Source organism: Citrobacter sp. Cpo074 (genome assembly GCF_030332745.1).
Taxonomy (GTDB): Bacteria; Pseudomonadota; Gammaproteobacteria; order Enterobacterales; family Enterobacteriaceae; genus Citrobacter; species Citrobacter portucalensis.
Genome location: NZ_JAOWHG010000036.1, coordinates 15358 through 34468 on the forward strand (window position 1 = coordinate 15358; position 19111 = coordinate 34468).

The following is a 19111-nucleotide window of genomic DNA, read 5'->3' on the forward strand; positions in this document are numbered from 1 at the left end:
AATATGTACCGGATCGTTCTTGGGAAAGTTTCTGTTTTAAGCGCTGGTGCACTGCCTGCCGCACTGAGTGAGCAAGCGCCGCAAGGTGCTCGCCGTGCGCGCTGGCTGGCCGGTCGCGTGCTGCTTTCCCATGCCCTTTCGCCATTACCAGACATCGTCTATGGCGAGCAAGGAAAACCGGCCTTTTCTGCTGACACGCCGCTGTGGTTCAATCTCAGCCACAGCGGTGATGATATCGCCCTGCTGCTCAGCGACGAAGGGGAAGTCGGCTGCGATATTGAAGTCGTGCGCCCGCGCGATAACTGGCAAACGCTGGCAAATACGGTATTCAGTCTTGGTGAACATGCCGAAGTCGAGGCCGAACGCCCGGAGCAACAGCTGGCGGCGTTCTGGCGCATCTGGACGCGTAAAGAAGCTATCGTGAAACAGCGCGGCGGTAGCGCCTGGCAAATCGTCAGCGTCGACAGTACCGCGCTAACTTCCTCACTCTCCGTCAGCCAGTGCCAGCTCGATACCCTGAGCCTGGCGGTGTGCACCCCCACGCCGTTTACCCTGACCGCAGACGCCGTGCAGCGACTGGAAGCCTTAGCGTAAATTTTCCGGGAAGTTTTTCGGCAGCTCGCTCGCCGCACAGGCAATAACGTCATTATTGTTCGCGCCGCAGTCACGTACGAAAGTGATGGTCGCGAACTCATCAATCACCTCGGTGGGATACGCCGGGCCGGCATCGCGGTACGACACCATCAGCGGAATATGGTCATTCTGGAAGCAGACCGTTTTTTCCGGATTATTGATCACCCAGCGAGGGAAAAAGATGGTGCCGTGAAAGAGTTTGTCACCCAGGTTTACGATCAGACTGACGTCGGTCCCGGTCGGTTCGGTCCACGAAATTTTATAAACGCTCTCCCCCACCCGCACAATATAGGCCCGCTGATCTTTCACCCAACGATTCCCCACAATACCGCTGTGAATGCGGTAATCCAGGGTAGTGTCGTTTTTCACGTAGATCTCGTAATTCCAGCCATTATCGTAGGTATAGACCAGATGTTTGCCGACAAATCCGCTCAAATCATGTTTATCAAACGCGCTCATATTCGTTCTCCTCTTACTTGATGTGAGGATCTTAACGCTTCAAAAATTGGATGAATAACGCTATGTTTGCATCAAATTCATTCAATTATTAGATGAGTTATGCACAAAACAACCCTCGAGCAGTGGGCCCTATTGGAGAAAGTGGTGGAGCTGGGCAGCTTCGCTAAAGCGGCGGAAGAGACCAACCGTAGCCAGTCTTCGGTAAGCTACAATCTGGCACTGTTACAGGAGCGACTTGGCGTAACGCTGCTGACCCCGGAAGGGCGCAGGGCTGTCCTGACACCGGCCGGAGAGCTATTGCTCAATCAGGTCAAACCGCTACTGAAGGCTTTTTTATGGGTGGAAACCCGGGCCGCAACGTTACAAAACGGTACGCGAACGCGGCTGGATTTGATGGTAGATAGCATCTTCCCACGCAAACGCCTGTTTGCCATTCTCAAACAGTTTCAGCAGGCCTGGCCGCAAACGCAGGTGCGTCTGACCGAAGTCCTGGAGAATGGTGATGCTCGACTGGCAGCACATGCCGATGCGGACGTAATGGTCCTGACCCGGCGTCAGGATGTCACCGGACGCGGCGAATGGCTGATGAATATTGACTTCGTGGCCGTGGCCCACCGCGATCACCCACTTTGCATGCTGGATGCGCCGCTGAATGAAGACGCATTACGCGCCTGGCCGCTGATTCGCATTGCCGATCGCGATAACCCACAACAACCGGCGCGTGATGCCTGGACCTTCTCGACCATTGATGCCGCGATTGATGCGGTGATGTATCAGGTCGGTTACGGCTGGCTGCCCGAGGAACGTATTCAGACGCAGCTTGATCAGGGGCTTTTACGCCCACTGCCGTTAAGCCATGGTGCTCGTCGCGCCACGCCTTTGCATCTGATCGTTAAAGATACTCTCGCTCCGCTGGATGAACAGGTCAGTACCCTGCTGCGTTTATTGCGAGAGCATTAACCTTTTCCCCGGATGCCGGACGTGTGTTACAAAATACGCTATTCCCCTTACCCCCTGTGCGCCAACGCGCCACATGAAAGGTTAACTGCAGATGCAACGAGTCACCATTACCCTCGATGACGATTTACTGGAAACGCTCGACGGCCTGAGTCAGCGCCGTGGCTACAACAACCGTTCCGAAGCGATCCGCGATATTCTGCGTGGCGCACTGGCGCAGGAAACTACCCTTGAACACGGCACTCAGGGCTTCGCGGTGCTCTCGTATGTTTATGAGCATGAGAAGCGTGATCTGGCCAGCCGCATTGTTTCTACTCAACACCACCACCACGATTTATCGGTCGCCACGCTGCACGTGCACATCAACCATGACGACTGCCTGGAAATCGCCGTGCTAAAAGGCGACATGGGCGATGTACAGCATTTTGCCGATGACGTGATTTCCCAGCGCGGCGTGCGCCACGGCCATCTACAGTGCCTGCCGAAAGAAGAGTAATTGCCTGTTTCGTTGCCGGATGCCGGATGGCGGCTACGCCTTATCCGGCCTACGTCCGTTATCGTTTGTAGGCCAGGCAAGCGAAGCGCCCCCGGCAATAATGATTACGCCATCGTGCCAATCGTCTTTCTGAAACGCAGCAGTGCAATCAGGAAGAACGCGCTACCAATCGCCAGTAGCGTCAGAAACTGCGGCCAGACAATGCTAAACCCGGCTCCGCGATAAAGTATCGCCTGCGCGAGACTGACGAAATGGGTAGTCGGCATGGTCAGCATAATGTCCTGCACCGCCTGCGGCATGCTTTCACGCGGTGTGGAGCCACCTGAGAGCATCTGTAACGGCAGCAGCACCAGAATCATCAGCAGCCCCAGCTGCGGCATAGAGCGCGCCAGCGTCCCCATAAAAATGCCGATCGAGGTGGTGGCGAACAGGCTCAGCGCCACGCCCAGCATAAACAACGGTATCGAACCTTCAATCGGCACCCCGAGCACGCCTTTTACCATCAGCATCAGCGACAGACCGGAAACCACCAGCACCACCAGCCCCATCGACCAGATTTTTGCCATCATGATCTCAAACGGCGTCACCGGCATCACCAGCAGATGTTCAATGGTCCCGTGCTCGCGTTCGCGGATCAACGCCGAACCGGTCAGCACAATCGCCAACATAGTGATGTTGTTGATAATCGCCATCACCGCGCCAAAGCGAGCGGGTTCCAGATTAGGGTTAAAGCGCATGCGCATTTCCAGCGCCACCGGCGGCTCATTGTTATCGCGGTAACGCGCCACAAAGCTGTTCACCTCGCCGCTGATGATATTCTGGATATAGCTGTTGCCGGTAAACGCCTGGCTCATCCGCGTGGCATCGACGTTAACCTGTATATCCGGTTGTCGCCCGGCCAGCACATCACGCTGAAAATCAGGCGGAATGTTTACGGCGAAGGTATAGCGCCCGGCATCCAACCCGGCATCCATTTCATCGGCAGTGATCATCTCCGGCGGTAAAAACCACGGGCGATAAAAGCTGTTCACAATCCGATTCGACAACTGCGACTGGTCCATATCGGCAATAGCAATCGGTGCCAGATGCAGCGAACCCGGCAGGACGGTCGCGGAAGAATAAACCGAAATCGTGAAGGCGAAGACGATCAGCGTCAGCATCGCTTTGTCACCCAGCAGGCTGCGCAACTCTTTGATGCCGAGGTTATAAATATTGCGTAATCGGCGCATCACCCCTCCTGTTTTTTCAGCAGTAATACGCTCAGACCAATCACCACCGGAATGGCTACCGCCAGCGGAATAAACAGCTGCCAGAGATCGGTCAGATCCAACGCTTTAGAGAACGTTCCGCGCGCGATGGTCAGAAAATGGCTGGTCGGATAAATTTCACCAATCCACCGGCCCGGCCCTTCCAGCGAGGCAACTGGATCGATCATTCCGGAAAACTGCGTCGCCGGGATCAATGTAATAATCGCCGTACCAAAAATGGCCGCGATCTGGCTTTTCATAAACGTGGAGATTAACAGCCCCAGCCCGGTGGCAATGGTGACGTACAGCAGCGCAGCCAGCGTCAGGGTCACAAAGCTGCCCTTATGCGGAACGCCGAATACAAACACCGACAGCGCGCACAACAGCAGGAAATTCAGCATGCCCAGCACGATGTACGGCAACTGTTTGCCGAGTAAAAACTCGCTGCGGGTCGTGGGCGTAACGTACAGATTGATAATCGACCCCAGCTCTTTCTCACGCACCACGCTGAGGGCGCTGAGCATGGAAGGGATCATCATCAACAGCAGTGGGATCACTGCCGGAACAATCGCCGGTAGACTCTTCACATCCGGGTTGTAACGATAGCGAGTTTCAATGGTCATCAGCCCGTTTTGCCCGCTGGCATTTGGCTGGCGCGCCATCACATCCTGCAGCCAGGTCTGGTGCATCGCCTGCACGTAACCCCTGACCGTTTCAGCGCGGCTTGGCATTGCGCCATCGACCCAGACGCCAATCTTCACCGGCGTTCCACGCGCGATATCGCGGCCAAAATTTGGCGGAATTTCAATTGCTACCGCAACTTCGCCTGAGCGCATCCGTTTGTCCAGCTCGTCATAACTGGTGAGCGGCGGTTGCTCGATAAAATAGCGCGATCCCGCCAGATTCAGCGTCCACGCCTGGCTGCTGACGGTCTGGTCGCGATCGAGCACCGAAAAACGCAGGTTTTCCACATCCATGCTGATGCCGTAGCCCATGATAAGCATCAGGATCACTGTGCCCATCAGCGCCAGCGTTGAACGTACCGGGTCACGTCGCAGCTCCAGCGCTTCACGACGGCTGTAGCTGAACAAGCGCCGCAGGCTAAAGCCTTGCCGCGGCGGCTTACTGTTTTCATGCACTGTCTGGACATTGGCTGGCGCTAACTGAGCTTCCGGCGCCGGGCCTGCCGCTTCCTGCAACCAGGAGATAAACGCCTCTTCCAGACTGGCAGCTCCACGCTGTTTCACCAGTTCCTGCGGCGTACCGCTGGCCAGTACTTTTCCGGCGTGCATCAGCGACATGCGGTCGCAGCGCTCCGCTTCGTTCATAAAGTGGGTGGAGATAAAAATGGTCACTTTGTCCTGGCGCGACAGGTCGACCATCAGTTGCCAGAACATATCCCTCGCAACCGGATCGACCCCGGAGGTCGGTTCATCAAGAATGAGCATCTCCGGACGATGGATCACCGCCACCGCCAGCGACAGGCGTTGACGGATCCCCAACGGCAGCGCACCGGGCAGCGCATCTTCGACATCGGTCAGCGAAAAGCGCTCACTCATCTCCTGCACCCGCCCAGGGATTTCTGCTTCGGGGATATGGAACAGCCGCGCATGTAGCTCGAGGTTTTGCCTGACGGTCAGCTCGCTGTAGAGCGAAAATGCCTGCGACATATAGCCTACCCGGCGGCGGGTATCGATATTCTTCGGATCAACCGCTTGTCCAAACAGCCACGCCTCGCCTTCGCTTGCGGGCAGCAGTCCGGTGAGCATTTTCATGGTGGTGGATTTACCGCAGCCGTTGGAGCCGAGAAAACCGAAGATTTCCCCGCGCGGAATGCGGAAGTTAACGTGGTCCACCGCCACAAATTTACCGAAGCGCATGGTCAGGTTTTTCGCCTCGATGGCAATCTCTTCCTGCTCAGCGTGATACGGCGGGATCACTACCGGTTTATGCGCCTGGCGCTGGGCTTCAGGTAACAGCGCGATAAACGCCTGCTCCAGCGTGTTGCTGTTGGTTTGCTCACGTAGCTGCTGCGCGCTCCCGGTGGCTAACACCTCCCCGGCGTTCATCGCCACCAGCCAGTCAAAGCGCTCGGCTTCTTCCATATAAGCGGTCGCAACCAGCACGCTCATGTTGGTCTGCCGCTGACGAATACTGTTAATCAGATCCCAGAACTGGGCGCGGGACAGCGGGTCGACCCCGGTGGTGGGTTCATCGAGAATTAACAGTTCCGGGTCGTGGATTAACGCGCAGCACAGCCCCAGCTTTTGCTTCATCCCGCCCGAGAGTTTCCCGGCAGGACGGTCGCGAAACGGTGCCAGTCCGGTGCTATTCAGCAGCTCGGTAATCCGCGCCTCACGCTCCGCTTTGTCATGCCCAAACAGGCGGGCAAAGAAATCGACGTTCTCATATACCGACAGCGTGTGATACAGGTTTTTCCCCAGCCCCTGCGGCATCCAGGCAATGCGCGGGCAGACATCCCGGCGATGTTTTGGGTCGCGCATATCGCCACCCAACACCATCACGTTGCCGTGTTCAATGACCCGCGCGCCGGAGATGAGCGACAGCAGGCTCGATTTTCCGACGCCATCCGGGCCAATCAACCCCACCATACAGCGGGCAGGGATATCCAGCGTGATATTGTTCAGCGCTACCGTTTTCCCGTAATGCTGACTCACGCCGTCAAGGTGCGCCACGGGAGGAACGGGAACCAGCGCCAGATGCGTCATTGCGGCAACCTCACCACCAGGTCGTCAGGCCAGGCGCGACTTTCATCAACACGCACCCACGCCATGCCCGGCAGACCGGTTTTCACGTACTCCAGATGCTGCTGCAACAGCTCTGGCGGGATACGCGCTTTGACGCGAAACATCAGTTTCAGCCGTTCATCGCTGGTTTCGACCGTTTTCGGCGTGAACTGCGCGACGCTAGCCACAAAGCTGATGGTCGCCGGAATACGCAGATCCGGCGCAGCATCCAGCACCAGCCGCGCTTCTCCACCAATCTTCAGTAAACCAGCCTGTTCGGTTGGCAAGAAGAACGTCATGTAGACATCGCTGAGATCGACCATATTCAGCACGCGACCGCCCGCGGAAAGCACCTCGCCCGGTTCAGCTACGCGGTACTGTACGCGGCCATCGCGAGGGGCTTTCAACTCGCTGTCATCAATATCAGCCACAATACGACGTTCGGTAGCCTGCGCGGCTTCTACGCGGGTTTGCGCCTGAATGATACTGGTGCGAGCGGCTTCAATTGCGGCTTTTGCCGCAGAGACCTGCGCCTTTGCGGATTCCAGTGCAGCGCGTGCGCTTTCTGCCGCAGCCCTGTCGTCATCCAGCTGTTGCTCAGACACAGCCCCACGCTGAGATAGCGAACGGGAGCGGACGTGGCGTTTAGAGACCGACTGCAGTTCCGCCTCACGCTGTTTTACCACCGACTGCGCGGCGCGCATTTCACTTTGTCGCTGCTCTAACAGCGCCCGCGCCGCCGCCACCGCACTTTCGGCCTCTTTGATTTGGGCTACCGCTTCCAGCCGCTGCTCCTGCAGCACGCGGGTATCCATTTTCGCCAGCACTTCGCCCTGACGAACAAACTGCCCTTCCGACACGAGGATCGTGTCAATTCGCCCGGCAATTTTGGTGGCAATATCCACTTCAGTGGCTTCAATTCTGCCGTTGCTGGCTGCAAACCCCTCCGGTATTCCCGCAGGACGAAGCATCCACCATGCTATCGCGGCCACCACGACCAGGATGCCCGCCACCCACCACATCATATGACGTTTAAACTTATCCATATTCGACCCGCCGTAATCCCTGTTATCAAACGATGCGTGTCACAAAGCCCACTGAACAGCTATTCAGCGGGGGATTCCATCCGGGATAAGAAGGAATGAGAAACAATGGCCAGAGAGCAGACAGGCATGTAAGCAACCTGCGCCGTGAAGGAAGTGAATGATGAAAATGCTGTGATATCGGGTAGTAATGTTGTCATCATCAGCGTTCCTGGCCGGAAATGAAACACGCATACTCATTACTGCTGTCTATTGAATACTAACACCTGGATTCAATATGTCTATTCGGTTGTTGTTTGTGTTGAGGGACATCCATAATGGACCAACAGTATTTACTCTGATAACCAGCCCCGAAGAACGTTGATAACGATGGGGGCATAAGATTCCAGTTGATTGTCTTTGGGGAGACTCAGGACATTAATTAGATCGTGGAGTAATTCATCGTCTTCCAGACCTTCATCAGGATCTATTCCGTTACTAAATAGTATGGTGGCTATGGCTTGTTTGCGTATTTCAATCAGCTTTCTGTTCTTCGTTTCATCCTCTCCAAGATTAAGAACCCGAATCGCTTCCTGCGCACGAAACGTATTACCTCTGACACGACCACTGATCATAAATTCCAGTTCCGTTTCACACTCATCCATCAACGGAGTCAGTGAAAACAGCTGGGAACCGTGAGATTCATCACATTGCTTTGCTGTAGTGCAACTTGCAACAATATTATTAAAATCAAGGGATAAATGCTGGGCGTGATGTCTGGCTTGCACATGCTCATTCATAGTATCACTATTCTGACCACTGATAGGTTTACAGCAATACGCACACAGATAAAATTGTTCCTGAACACAAACCGCCCGAATATCTCGACGTTCTATTTCAGTCAAATCCTCATAAACGCCGCTCGCATTAGAACGCTTCCAGCGAGTCAAACTAGCTGGCTCATTGCTCTTCGTGATTTTTCTCAATGCGTAACTCCTGTTTGCGCAGTAATAAACGAGCTTTAGATAATTCCAGATTATTAGCAGGCAGATCCTCCATTAGCTTTTCAAGTAAACTTCTCGCTTGATTTAGCTGTTTTTTCTGAATTAAATCCAATAAATCGTTGAGTTGAGTCGCAATCTTTGCATTACGAATATCCGTATCCATCACATCCAGTAATACACTATTTGCATCTTGCCCATACAGAGAAGGAACAACACTCAACTCCCCATCATCAAGCGAATAGACCAGTACATTTTTGCAGTCGCTGATGACCAAAGGCGAATGGGTTGTCAAAATAAACTGGCAGTGAGGAAATGTTGTGGTTAACCGATCTATAATACCACGCTGCCACGAGGGATGAAGATGCATGTCTACTTCGTCAATCAGCACAACTCCTTGTCCATACAATGGATTTTCCAGGGTCGGATTCATCATCGCCAATCGACGAGCGATATCCCCAACAAGCGCCATCAGTGATTTTTCACCTTGCGACAATTGCAAGACATTGAGTGTTTCCCCGTTTTTTTCTACCGTCATATGCACCCGAGGCTTACGGCGAACCTGGAGCCCTTCAAAACCCGGCATAAATGCGGCAATTGCAGCACGTACTGCGTTTAGTTGCGGATCTCTGGCCTCTTTAGATTTATCCTGAATATCCTGCATCAATTTAATAGCGCTTTTAAGTTTTTTGAACTCCTCGCCTAAGCCTTTAAAATCAAGAGGTTCAAGTTTATCGACACGCTCATCAGCATTTTCAATATCGGCAAGTATTTGCAATCTATTTTCAAAATCCTCATCTAGAAAATCCGACAATACCGTTTTATCATTCTCATTTTCAATATCTTCTCGGGTACGGAACCACTCAAAAAACCGACTAAAATCTACGCCCTGATTAAGAGCATGGTCATATCCATCTATCTGCTGGAAAGCATGTTTATTTTTAATTTTAAGAGGGATTTCCAATACGCTTCGTTCTACCGGATAAAAGGCGATTAAAGGTAAACTGCTTTTACGATGTTGTGTTAAGAGGGTGCGGTAATAATTTGCCAAAACGGAAGCAGAATTAAGCAGGCTGGTATATTCGCCAATCATTCCACTTCTGGCTTTCGCCAGAGTCCAGTGATATTCCTTTTCTTCTGCACCGATTACCGCGGCTTTCACCGCAAGCGTAATTGCAGCAGATGTACTCTCATTAGTAATCAGATTTTCACTGAGGCTACTGCCACTCCCTTTCTCACTACGAATGCGTGATACCATCCAACTGAGTGATGTCGCCAGCGCCTGTAAAATTGACGTTTTTCCTGCACCATTATTCCCCACCAGCACAGTAACATTGGAAGGATTGTCGCTTGTAGGCGCAATTGGGACCTCTAAAGAGGTAAAGCGCCCGACATTGTGTAATGTCAACTGCGTAATTTTCATCATCCATTCCTTAAGTAAACATGAGATCGCTGGTACAGGTATCGCGCTACCGCTAATGATACATCTCTTGAGCAATGATTCATCAATCTCCAGAGTTTAATTCGCCAGATCCTGCGCGCATGCCCAGGCACTCGACCATGCCCACTGGAAGTTATAGCCACCCAACCAGCCGGTGACGTCCATCACTTCACCGATAAAGTAGAGCCCTGGCACTTTGCGGGCTTCCATCGTGCGCGATGACAGCTCGTTGGTATCGACGCCGCCCAACGTGACTTCAGCGGTACGATACCCTTCCGTACCGTTCGGCTGCACCCGCCACTCGGTCAGCGTTTCAACCAGCGTTTGCTGATCGCGTACGTTAAGCTGCTTCAGAGACACGTCAGGAATTTGCCCTAACTGCTGCAAGCATTCCACCAGACGCTTTGGCAACTGCATTGCTAAGGTGTTCTTTAAGCTCTGGTTAGGGTGTGCGCTACGTTGTTCGTCGAGGAAGCTCACCAGGTCAACATCCGGCAACAAATTAATGCTGACAAATTCGCCTGGCTGCCAAAAACTGGAAATCTGCAAAACAGCTGGGCCCGAAAGTCCTCGGTGTGTAAAGAGCAGATTTTCACGAAATACGGTGCCGTCTTCGGCGGTGATAACGGAGGAGACCGACACGCCAGAGAGCACCTGAAGCTGCTCCAGCAGTGGCTTATGCAACGTAAAGGGCACCAGTCCCGCGCGCGTTGGCAACACCTTCAGACCAAACTGTTCGGCAATTTTATAACCAAACGGCGTTGCCCCCAGACCCGGCATGGAAAGCCCACCGGAAGCGATAACCAGTTTTTTCGTGCCGACCGTCATGCCGTTCAGTTCGAGGGTGAAACCTTCATCATCCTGCACCACGCTCAGGACTTCGCTCCGTAACCGCATAGTTACGTTACCTTTTTCACACTCGTCTACCAGCATATCGACAATTTGCTGAGCGGAATCATCGCAGAACAGCTGACCCAGCGTTTTTTCATGCCAGGCAATACCATGTTTGCCCACCAGGTCGATAAAATCCCACTGCGTGTAACGCGCCAGTGCCGATTTGCAAAAATGGGGGTTTTGGCTCAAATAGGCGGCCGGTTCGACATAAAGATTGGTAAAGTTGCAGCGTCCCCCGCCAGACATGAGAATCTTGCGTCCTGGCTTTTTACCATTATCAATAAGCAGTACTCGACTACCTGCTTGTCCTGCCTGCGCGGCACAAAACATACCCGCTGCGCCAGCGCCTATAATAACGGTATCAAACCTTTCCACGTTGCGATCCTCTCTAAAAAGCGGGTGTGAATTGTAAAGATTCCTCAGTGGTCGCACCAGCACCAAACTACCGATAAAGGGTATTTAACTGAAATATATAGGATAATTCTTTAGTGGTGTAAAACAAAGCAGGAGACAAATCAAAAAAACTCTATATTTCACTTTGCCCGCGCCGCCAAAGTCACTGATAATGCGCCGCGTTCATGTCCTCAAAATGGCGTAACGTCCTATGCTACATTTGTTTGCTGGCCTGGATTTACATACCGGGCTTTTACTATTGCTTGCTCTGGCTTTTGTGCTGTTCTACGAAGCAATTAACGGCTTCCATGACACAGCCAATGCTGTCGCAACCGTGATCTATACCCGTGCAATGCGTTCGCAATTGGCGGTGGTCATGGCTGCGTTGTTCAACTTCTTTGGTGTTTTGCTGGGTGGTCTCAGCGTGGCGTATGCCATCGTGCATATGCTACCAACGGATCTGCTGCTTAATATGGGATCGTCACATGGCCTTGCCATGGTGTTCTCCATGCTGCTGGCGGCAATTATCTGGAACCTGGGTACCTGGTACTTTGGTTTACCTGCATCCAGCTCCCACACGCTGATTGGCGCCATTATAGGTATTGGTTTAACCAATGCACTGATGACCGGCACCTCGGTGGTGGACGCACTTAACATTCCGAAAGTTATCGGTATTTTTGCTTCGCTTATCATCTCGCCAATTGTTGGTCTGGTGGTTGCAGGCGGTCTTATTTTCATTCTGCGTCGTTACTGGAGCGGTACAAAAAAACGTGCCCGTATCCACCTGACGCCAGCAGAACGTGAAAAGAAAGATGGCAAGAAAAAGCCGCCGTTCTGGACCCGTATTGCACTGATCCTCTCCGCTATCGGCGTAGCGTTCTCTCATGGCGCTAACGACGGGCAGAAAGGCATTGGTCTGGTGATGCTGGTGCTGATTGGCGTAGCGCCTGCAGGCTTCGTGGTGAATATGAATGCTTCCGGTTACGAGATTACCCGTACCCGTGATGCAATCAATAACGTCGAAGTCTTCTTCCAGCAGCGCCCTGACCTGCTTAAACAGGCCACAGGCGTAGACCAGCTGATTCCGTCCCCGACGGACGCGGCACCCGCGACGACGACAGAGTTCCATTGCCACCCGGCGAATACCATCAACGCGCTGGAACGTGCGAAAGGTATGCTGGCGAACCTGGAAACCTACGACAAATTAAGCGTCGAACAGCGTGGTCAGCTGCGCCGTATTATGCTGTGCATCTCTGATACCACCGATAAAGTGGTTAAGCTGCCTGGCGTAAGCGCTGACGATCAGCGTCTGCTGAAAAAACTGAAAGCTGACATGCTGAGCACCATTGAGTACGCGCCTATCTGGATCATTATGGCCGTCGCACTGGCGCTGGGTATTGGTACGATGATTGGCTGGCGTCGTGTTGCCACCACCATCGGCGAGAAAATCGGTAAGAAAGGCATGACTTATGCCCAGGGGATGTCGGCTCAGATGACCGCCGCAGTCTCTATCGGTCTCGCCAGCTACACCGGTATGCCCGTTTCCACCACCCACGTTCTCTCTTCTTCCGTTGCGGGGACGATGGTTGTTGATGGCGGCGGATTGCAGCGTAAAACGGTAACCAGCATTCTGATGGCCTGGGTCTTCACCCTGCCAGCTGCGATTATTCTTTCCGGGGTGCTGTACTGGCTCTCCCTGAAGCTTATCTAAGCGAATGCACGGTAAAAAAGCGGGTCAGGAAGCTGACCCGCTTTTTTTGTATCTGTTGTTGGCATCAGTGCCAGATAATCAGCGCAACCATGCTGATTAGCACCAGGCCGCATAGCGCGCTGGTGAGAATGAACTGACCGCGAACCCGCTCACAGCGGCGAATAAATTCATCATCATGATGATCGCGGTAACGCTGAGCGTAGATATACCACACCAGACGCATCTGCTTGTTCGGTTGCCCATGCGAGGTAAAAAAGCCCCCTCCATCTACATACTGGTAAAGTAATGGATCGCAACCACGAAGTACCACTAACAGTGCGCGTAGCGAAGAAAAATAGCGCGCCATATTAACAATGCAAACGACACATAAAGCCCAGAATAATGCAATGGTGCTTATCATACCTCCTCCCCGGCGACCCGCCCACGGAACTCCTTTCCGGGACTACCGCTCCCCGATACCCTGCCAAACCATTCAATGAAGAGTGCAGCCGAAACCGTTCGTGTTAGTATCACGCATCCGAACGCCTCTTTAGATAGTGTAGGAGATTAGTTAATTTTTTTGCCATAAGGTTAATCGCTATCAATGCAATTAACTAAAAAATTTGTTTAACTATTTGGCAAGCAAGGCGGATTGACGGATTATCCTGGTCGCTATAATGTAAGGATAGTCCTTATATGGTACGTTTTTTACGACTGGGCTAGCCCCGCGCACAAGGTTCGCAGGACGCGGATGACGCGGCGGCATATAACGCCAGCAGGCTAGTCATCGACAACTTATGGAAGGAGTAACACTATGGCTTATAAACACATTCTTATCGCGGTTGATCTTTCTCCGGAAAGCAAAGTTCTGGTTGAAAAAGCGGTTTCTATGGCGCGACCTTACAATGCTAAAGTCTCCCTTATCCACGTTGACGTAAACTATTCCGACCTGTACACCGGGCTCATCGACGTGAATCTGGGCGACATGCAGAAACGCATTTCTGAAGAAACCCACCACGCGTTAACCGAGCTGTCCACCAATGCAGGCTACCCTATCACCGAAACCCTGAGCGGTAGCGGCGACCTGGGTCAGGTTCTGGTTGATGCCATCAAAAAATACGACATGGATCTGGTCGTCTGTGGTCACCACCAGGATTTCTGGAGCAAACTGATGTCCTCCGCGCGCCAACTGATCAACACCGTCCACGTCGACATGTTGATTGTTCCGCTGCGTGACGACGAAGAAGCATAAAATGCTTGCCGCCGGAAGTTAACCCGGCCCACTGCAAGTCGTTAAGCTTGTAAACGCCCGCCTTCGCGGGCGTTTTTGTTTTTATCATTCGGTCACAATTAGTACATCAATCCAACAAACAAATCATAATTAGTGTGATCAACTAATTGGATCGAAAACTATCTCTATAATACTCTACCCTTGCGGCCAATAACCGCAGTCTATAACAAAATAAGACTTTTTCGGCGCGTTTAAGCATACGCGTTCATACTTTTCGGGATGGCTTTGAAAGGCGATGGAATATGAATAAAACTGCACCTACGGGCTTGCTGCAGCAACCTCGTCCGTTCTTCATGATCTTCTTTGTGGAATTATGGGAACGATTTGGCTATTACGGCGTACAGGGCATCCTGGCGGTATTTTTTGTTAAGCAGCTCGGATTTTCACAAGAACAGGCATTTGTAACCTTTGGTGCCTTTGCCGCACTGGTTTACGGCCTGATCTCGATCGGCGGCTACGTCGGCGACCACCTGTTAGGCACCAAGCGCACGCTGGTACTCGGTGCCATTGTGCTGGCAATCGGCTACTTCATGACCGGGATGTCGCTGCTTAAGCCGGATCTGATCTTTATTGCTTTGGGTACCATTGCCGTTGGTAACGGGCTATTTAAAGCCAACCCGGCAAGCCTGCTGTCAAAATGCTATCCCCCGAAAGACGCCCGTCTGGACGGTGCTTTCACTCTGTTTTATATGTCGATTAACATCGGTTCGCTACTGTCACTGTCGCTGGCGCCGGTGATTGCCGATAAGTTTGGCTACGCTGTGACTTACAACTTGTGCGGAGCCGGACTAATCGTCGCGCTGCTGGTCTACTTTGCCTGCCGCGGAATGGTGAAAAATATCGGCTCTGAGCCAGACCATAAGCCACTGAATTTCCGTAACCTGCTGTACGTGCTGGCCGGTACGGTAGTGATGGTATTTATCTGCGCCTGGCTGATGCACAACGTGCAGATTGCCAACCTGGTGCTGATCGTCCTGTCGATTGTCGTGACCATCATCTTCTTCCGTCAGGCATTCAAACTGGATAAAACCGGGCGCAACAAGATGTTCGTGGCCTTTATCCTGATGCTGGAAGCGGTGGTGTTCTACGTGCTGTACGCGCAGATGCCGACATCGCTGAACTTCTTTGCGATCAATAACGTACACCATGAAATTCTGGGTTTCGCCATCAACCCGGTGAGCTTCCAGGCGCTGAACCCGTTCTGGGTGGTACTGGCGAGTCCGGTACTGGCCGCAATCTATACCCGTCTGGGCAACAAAGGCAAAGACCTGACCATGCCGATGAAATTTACGCTCGGTATGTTCCTGTGCTCATTGGGCTTCCTGACGGCCGCCGCTGCCGGGATGTGGTTTGCCGATGCACAAGGGCTGACGTCGCCGTGGTTTATCGTGCTGGTGTATCTGTTCCAGAGCCTGGGTGAACTGCTGATTAGCGCCCTGGGACTGGCTATGGTCGCCGCTCTCGTGCCACAACACCTGATGGGCTTCATTCTTGGGATGTGGTTCCTGACGCAGGCCGCAGCCTTCCTGATGGGGGGTTATGTCGCTACGTTCACCGCCGTACCAGAGAACATCACCGACCCGCTGCAAACGCTGCCTATCTATACCAACGTCTTCAGTAAGATTGGCCTTGTCACCCTGGCCGTAACGGTCGTGATGGCGATTATGGTGCCATGGCTGAACCGCATGATTAATACGCCGAGCACCGAGCAATAACCTTCAGTGCCGGATGGCGGCTATTGCCCCTATCCGGCCTACATTCAACATGCCCGGTCGCCTTGCGCTATCGGGCATTATCACTCACTACCCTTTACGCGCGTCTATCCACTCCTGCACTTCCACCACAAAAGTGTCCGGTGCTTTACGGTACATTTTGCGCGCCAAGTCCAGAATCGTATGCTGGCCGAGCGCTTCTTCCATTCGCTGCTGGGCCATGTCCATTACCGAACGCACACCACAAATGCCTTCACAGGCCCACTCGGGTGGATGCTCCTCAAATACCGCCAGCCGCTGGCGAATTTCACGACACTCAAAGATGCGCTTATCGCCATCAATAGCATTTACCACATCCAGCACCGTGATGTGTTCAGCGGGTTTAGCTAACTGGAAACCGCCACCTTTGCCTTCAATGCTGCGCACCAGACCCGCTTTGGACAGACGGGTGAAAATTTTTGCCAGATAGTCATACGGTACGCTTTGCAGTTCGGCTATTTCCCGCACGCTCATATCCCGCGCGTCGCCCTTACTGTCGACCATACACATCAGGCTATGAATGCCGTACTCAACTCCCGAACTGTAGAATGCCATTCTCTTATCTCAGCCAAAATGAATCTGAGTTTATTGTAGCTTTTTCATCTCATTCATTCCAGACAGCAAAGTACCCCCTTTTCACAACAGAACTTTAAATGCATATTTATCAATCAGATAATCAAAAAACACCACCCTTTGAGGCAAAAAGAATCTCGATCGCATTGCAATTCCTAACTACGACAAATAAAATCCGAGTAAATAATTCGTAGTCACCAGTGAGAAAACCCCAATGCGTAAACAAATTCTGATCGTGGGCGCCGGCTTTGCCGGTATGTGGGCAGCATTAAGCGCCGCACGACTGGCGGATAAACATCAGCAGGCCATTGATATTACAGTAATTGCGCCACAACCGGAGCTGCGTGTCCGCCCACGCTTTTATGAAAGCGCCGTTCATACGCTGGTCGCACCACTGCAACCGCTATTTGACGTTACCGGCGTCAACTTCCTGCAAGGTCACGTCGAGCAAATCCTCCCGGACTCTAAAGAGGTGAGCTGGAAAGATGCCAACGGTGACACTCATCTGCATCGCTATGACCGCCTGGTGCTCGCCAGCGGAAGTCACGTAAACCGCGATACCGTCGCCGGTGCCGCCGAGCACGCGTTTGACCTCGACCAACTCGAGAGCGCCGCCGTACTGGAGCAGCACATTAACAATCTGGCATTACAACCGGAAAGTGAGGCTCGTAATACTGTGGTGGTCTGTGGTGGTGGTTTCACCGGGATAGAGATGGCGCTGGAATTACCGGGTCGTTTGCGTGAAATATTGGGCACTGATGCTAAGACCAGAGTTGTCGTAGTTGAACGCGGTGCTCAGCCGGGCGGACGCTGGAGCCAGGAATTACGTGACGTGATTATCGAAGCCTCTGCTGAGCTGGGCGTCGAGTGGCTGGTCAATGCGGAAGTAGAGTGTGTGGATGCCTCCGGCGTCACGCTGAAAGATGGGCAGGTGATTGCCTCTCAGACGGTTATCTGGACCGTCGGCGTGCAGGCTAATAACCTGACAGCACAGATTAATGCCCCGCGCGATCGCCAGGGCCGTCTGCATGTGAATGCTAATCTGCAGGTTGTGGGTCACGATGATATCTACGCCACTGGCGATGTGGCCTATGCCGCCACCGACGACAAAGGCAACCATGCGTTAATGACCTGTCAGCACGCTATTTTGTTGGGTAAATTTGCCGGTAATAACGCTGCGGCAGATCTGTTGGACGTAGCGCCATTGCCATATCGTCAGGAAAACTACGTCACCTGCCTGGATCTTGGTGCCTGGGGTGCGGTGTATAGCGAAGGATGGGATCAACAGGTGAAACTGACGCGCGCAGAAGCGAAGAAGCTGAAGGTGTCGATTGTCAGCGAGCTGATTTACCCACCGAAAGCAGACCGAGCAGTAGCATTTGAGATTGCCGACCCGCTGGCACCGTTTGTTTAATAGGTTATGCCGGATGCGGCTAACGCCTTATCCGGCCTACAAACCACGCACAGCCGTATGCCTGATAAGCACAACGCATCAGGCAGTTCAGCGCACCAAGCCTGATGCGGCTAACGCCTTATCAGGCCTACAAACCACACGCTGCCATAGGCCTGATAAGCGCAGCGCATCAGGCAATTCAGCGCACCATGCCGGATGCGGCTAACGCCTTATCCGGACTACAAACCACGCACAGCCGTAGGCCTGATAAGCGCAGCACATCAGGCAGCACAGCGCACCAAGCCGGATGGCGGCGCAAGCGCCTTATCCGGCCTTAGGTTAACAACCTGTATTGTAGATTTATGCAGCGGACTGCCGTTCTCCACAAGTGACAAACCGGACAGTATCATGGACCGGTTTTCCCGGTAATCCGCATTCACAAGGTTGGTCTCACTATGGAACAGGAACTTCATTTTATCGGTATTGACGTCTCTAAAGCCAAGCTGGATGTCGATGTGCTGCGTCCCGATGGCCGTCACCGCAGTAAAAAATTTGCGAACACCCTGAAGGGCCACAATGAACTCCTCCACTGGCTCAACAGCCATAACGTGGCGCCGGCGCATATCTGTATGGAAGCCACCAGTACGTATATGGAAGACGTGGCCGCCCATCTCAGTGATGCCGGATTCACCGTCTCCATCATCAATCCTGCCCTCGGCAAAGCCTTCGCACAGAGCGAGGGGCTGCGCAGCAAAACCGATGCCGTTGATGCCCGCATGCTGGCAGAGTTTTGCCGTCAGAAGCGCCCGGCAGTCTGGGAAGCTCCGCATCCGGTTGAACGGGCGTTACGGGCACTGGTGCTGCGCCATCAGTCACTGACGGATATGCGTACGCAGGAACTGAATCGCCTTGAGACAGCACGTGAGGTACAGCGTCCGAGTATCGACGCTCATCTGCTGTGGCTTCATGCCGAAATTAAACGCATCGAAAAGCAGATAAAGGACCTGACGGATGACGACCCGGACATGAAACACCGCAGGAAGCTGCTGGAAAGTATCCCGGGTATCGGGGAAAAGACGTCGGCGGTGCTGCTGGCTTATGTGGGACTGAAGGACAGGTTCAG

The 19111-nt window shown here is 53.0% G+C and carries 17 protein-coding genes; 8 read left to right on the forward strand and 9 right to left on the reverse strand.

Features of this window, described 5'->3' with window-relative positions:
* Positions 1 to 3: 3 nt before the first annotated feature.
* Positions 4 to 594, forward strand: coding sequence for a 4'-phosphopantetheinyl transferase AcpT (acpT, locus tag OGX83_RS21520; RefSeq protein WP_003827514.1), 591 nt, complete (start codon positions 4 to 6; stop codon positions 592 to 594).
* On the opposite strand, the gene OGX83_RS21525 is transcribed toward acpT, so the two are convergent.
* Positions 586 to 1092: a phenolic acid decarboxylase gene (locus tag OGX83_RS21525; protein ID WP_286589134.1), complete on the reverse strand. Its 507-nt coding sequence runs from the start codon at positions 1090 to 1092 to the stop codon at positions 586 to 588. The genes acpT and OGX83_RS21525 overlap by 9 nt on opposite strands.
* A gap of 99 nt (positions 1093 to 1191) precedes the next feature.
* On the opposite strand from OGX83_RS21525, the gene OGX83_RS21530 reads away from it, so the two are divergent.
* Positions 1192 to 2052, forward strand: a complete 861-nt coding sequence (locus OGX83_RS21530; RefSeq protein WP_003827509.1) for a LysR family transcriptional regulator — start codon at positions 1192 to 1194, stop codon at positions 2050 to 2052.
* A gap of 91 nt (positions 2053 to 2143) precedes the next feature.
* On the forward strand, positions 2144 to 2545 hold the full coding sequence (gene nikR / locus OGX83_RS21540; RefSeq protein WP_003827507.1) for a nickel-responsive transcriptional regulator NikR: 402 nt from the start codon (positions 2144 to 2146) through the stop codon (positions 2543 to 2545).
* A gap of 104 nt (positions 2546 to 2649) precedes the next feature.
* Here the strand turns inward: nikR and OGX83_RS21545 are convergent, their stop codons facing one another.
* The 6 genes from OGX83_RS21545 to OGX83_RS21570 form a co-directional block, all read right to left on the reverse strand.
* Positions 2650 to 3774: an ABC transporter permease gene (locus tag OGX83_RS21545; protein ID WP_020996068.1), complete on the reverse strand. Its 1125-nt coding sequence runs from the start codon at positions 3772 to 3774 to the stop codon at positions 2650 to 2652.
* Complete coding sequence (gene rbbA / locus OGX83_RS21550; protein ID WP_103284611.1) at positions 3774 to 6521, reverse strand: ribosome-associated ATPase/putative transporter RbbA; 2748 nt, start codon at positions 6519 to 6521, stop codon at positions 3774 to 3776. Before rbbA ends, OGX83_RS21545 begins: the two co-directional genes overlap by 1 nt.
* On the reverse strand, positions 6518 to 7585 hold the full coding sequence (locus tag OGX83_RS21555) for an HlyD family secretion protein (RefSeq protein ID WP_060682909.1): 1068 nt from the start codon (positions 7583 to 7585) through the stop codon (positions 6518 to 6520). Before OGX83_RS21555 ends, rbbA begins: the two co-directional genes overlap by 4 nt.
* A gap of 329 nt (positions 7586 to 7914) precedes the next feature.
* Entirely contained in the window at positions 7915 to 8547 is a 633-nt protein-coding gene (locus OGX83_RS21560; RefSeq protein WP_286589136.1) for an HNH endonuclease family protein, read from the reverse strand.
* Positions 8522 to 9988 carry an AAA family ATPase gene (locus tag OGX83_RS21565; RefSeq protein WP_197964487.1) on the reverse strand — a complete coding sequence of 489 codons (1467 nt, stop codon included), beginning with the start codon at positions 9986 to 9988 and terminating at the stop codon, positions 8522 to 8524. Before OGX83_RS21565 ends, OGX83_RS21560 begins: the two co-directional genes overlap by 26 nt.
* Before the next feature lie 93 nt (positions 9989 to 10081).
* Complete coding sequence (locus OGX83_RS21570; protein ID WP_286589138.1) at positions 10082 to 11272, reverse strand: BaiN/RdsA family NAD(P)/FAD-dependent oxidoreductase; 1191 nt, start codon at positions 11270 to 11272, stop codon at positions 10082 to 10084.
* Between the two features lie 229 nt (positions 11273 to 11501).
* Between OGX83_RS21570 and pitA the strand changes: the two genes are divergently transcribed.
* Complete coding sequence (gene pitA / locus OGX83_RS21575) at positions 11502 to 13001, forward strand: inorganic phosphate transporter PitA (protein ID WP_003827471.1); 1500 nt, start codon at positions 11502 to 11504, stop codon at positions 12999 to 13001.
* A gap of 64 nt (positions 13002 to 13065) precedes the next feature.
* Here the strand turns inward: pitA and uspB are convergent, their stop codons facing one another.
* Complete coding sequence (uspB, locus tag OGX83_RS21580) at positions 13066 to 13401, reverse strand: universal stress protein UspB (protein ID WP_003023371.1); 336 nt, start codon at positions 13399 to 13401, stop codon at positions 13066 to 13068.
* Between the two features lie 393 nt (positions 13402 to 13794).
* On the opposite strand from uspB, the gene uspA reads away from it, so the two are divergent.
* Positions 13795 to 14232: a universal stress protein UspA gene (uspA, locus tag OGX83_RS21585; protein ID WP_003023368.1), complete on the forward strand. Its 438-nt coding sequence runs from the start codon at positions 13795 to 13797 to the stop codon at positions 14230 to 14232.
* Positions 14233 to 14513: 281 nt separating this feature from the next.
* Positions 14514 to 15986 carry a dipeptide/tripeptide permease DtpB gene (gene dtpB / locus OGX83_RS21590; protein WP_003827469.1) on the forward strand — a complete coding sequence of 491 codons (1473 nt, stop codon included), beginning with the start codon at positions 14514 to 14516 and terminating at the stop codon, positions 15984 to 15986.
* An 87-nt stretch (positions 15987 to 16073) separates the two neighbouring features.
* On the opposite strand, the gene OGX83_RS21595 is transcribed toward dtpB, so the two are convergent.
* The gene (locus OGX83_RS21595) at positions 16074 to 16577 is read right to left on the reverse strand and encodes an RrF2 family transcriptional regulator (RefSeq protein ID WP_003023361.1); all 504 of its coding nucleotides are present in this window, start codon (positions 16575 to 16577) and stop codon (positions 16074 to 16076) included.
* Positions 16578 to 16809: 232 nt separating this feature from the next.
* On the opposite strand from OGX83_RS21595, the gene OGX83_RS21600 reads away from it, so the two are divergent.
* On the forward strand, positions 16810 to 18009 hold the full coding sequence (locus OGX83_RS21600) for an NAD(P)/FAD-dependent oxidoreductase (RefSeq protein ID WP_286589140.1): 1200 nt from the start codon (positions 16810 to 16812) through the stop codon (positions 18007 to 18009).
* Positions 18010 to 18443: 434 nt separating this feature from the next.
* The coding region (locus OGX83_RS21605; protein ID WP_286587435.1) for an IS110 family RNA-guided transposase at positions 18444 to 19111 on the forward strand (668 nt) is incomplete at its 3' end.

Bases quoted from the DNA above. Each gene is read 5' to 3' on its own strand.
- OGX83_RS21555 (WP_060682909.1), bottom strand. From the start codon at position 7,585: ATGGATAAGTTTAAACGTCATATGATGTGGTGGGTGGCGGGCATCCTG.
- OGX83_RS21530 (WP_003827509.1), top strand. From the start codon at position 1,192: ATGCACAAAACAACCCTCGAGCAGTGGGCCCTATTGGAGAAAGTGGTG.
- OGX83_RS21595 (WP_003023361.1), bottom strand. From the start codon at position 16,577: ATGGCATTCTACAGTTCGGGAGTTGAGTACGGCATTCATAGCCTGATG.
- pitA (WP_003827471.1), top strand. From the start codon at position 11,502: ATGCTACATTTGTTTGCTGGCCTGGATTTACATACCGGGCTTTTACTA.
- uspB (WP_003023371.1), bottom strand. From the start codon at position 13,401: ATGATAAGCACCATTGCATTATTCTGGGCTTTATGTGTCGTTTGCATT.
- rbbA (WP_103284611.1), bottom strand. From the start codon at position 6,521: ATGACGCATCTGGCGCTGGTTCCCGTTCCTCCCGTGGCGCACCTTGAC.
- dtpB (WP_003827469.1), top strand. From the start codon at position 14,514: ATGAATAAAACTGCACCTACGGGCTTGCTGCAGCAACCTCGTCCGTTC.
- nikR (WP_003827507.1), top strand. From the start codon at position 2,144: ATGCAACGAGTCACCATTACCCTCGATGACGATTTACTGGAAACGCTC.
- uspA (WP_003023368.1), top strand. From the start codon at position 13,795: ATGGCTTATAAACACATTCTTATCGCGGTTGATCTTTCTCCGGAAAGC.
- OGX83_RS21545 (WP_020996068.1), bottom strand. From the start codon at position 3,774: ATGCGCCGATTACGCAATATTTATAACCTCGGCATCAAAGAGTTGCGC.
- OGX83_RS21600 (WP_286589140.1), top strand. From the start codon at position 16,810: ATGCGTAAACAAATTCTGATCGTGGGCGCCGGCTTTGCCGGTATGTGG.
- acpT (WP_003827514.1), top strand. From the start codon at position 4: ATGTACCGGATCGTTCTTGGGAAAGTTTCTGTTTTAAGCGCTGGTGCA.
- OGX83_RS21565 (WP_197964487.1), bottom strand. From the start codon at position 9,988: ATGATGAAAATTACGCAGTTGACATTACACAATGTCGGGCGCTTTACC.
- OGX83_RS21525 (WP_286589134.1), bottom strand. From the start codon at position 1,092: ATGAGCGCGTTTGATAAACATGATTTGAGCGGATTTGTCGGCAAACAT.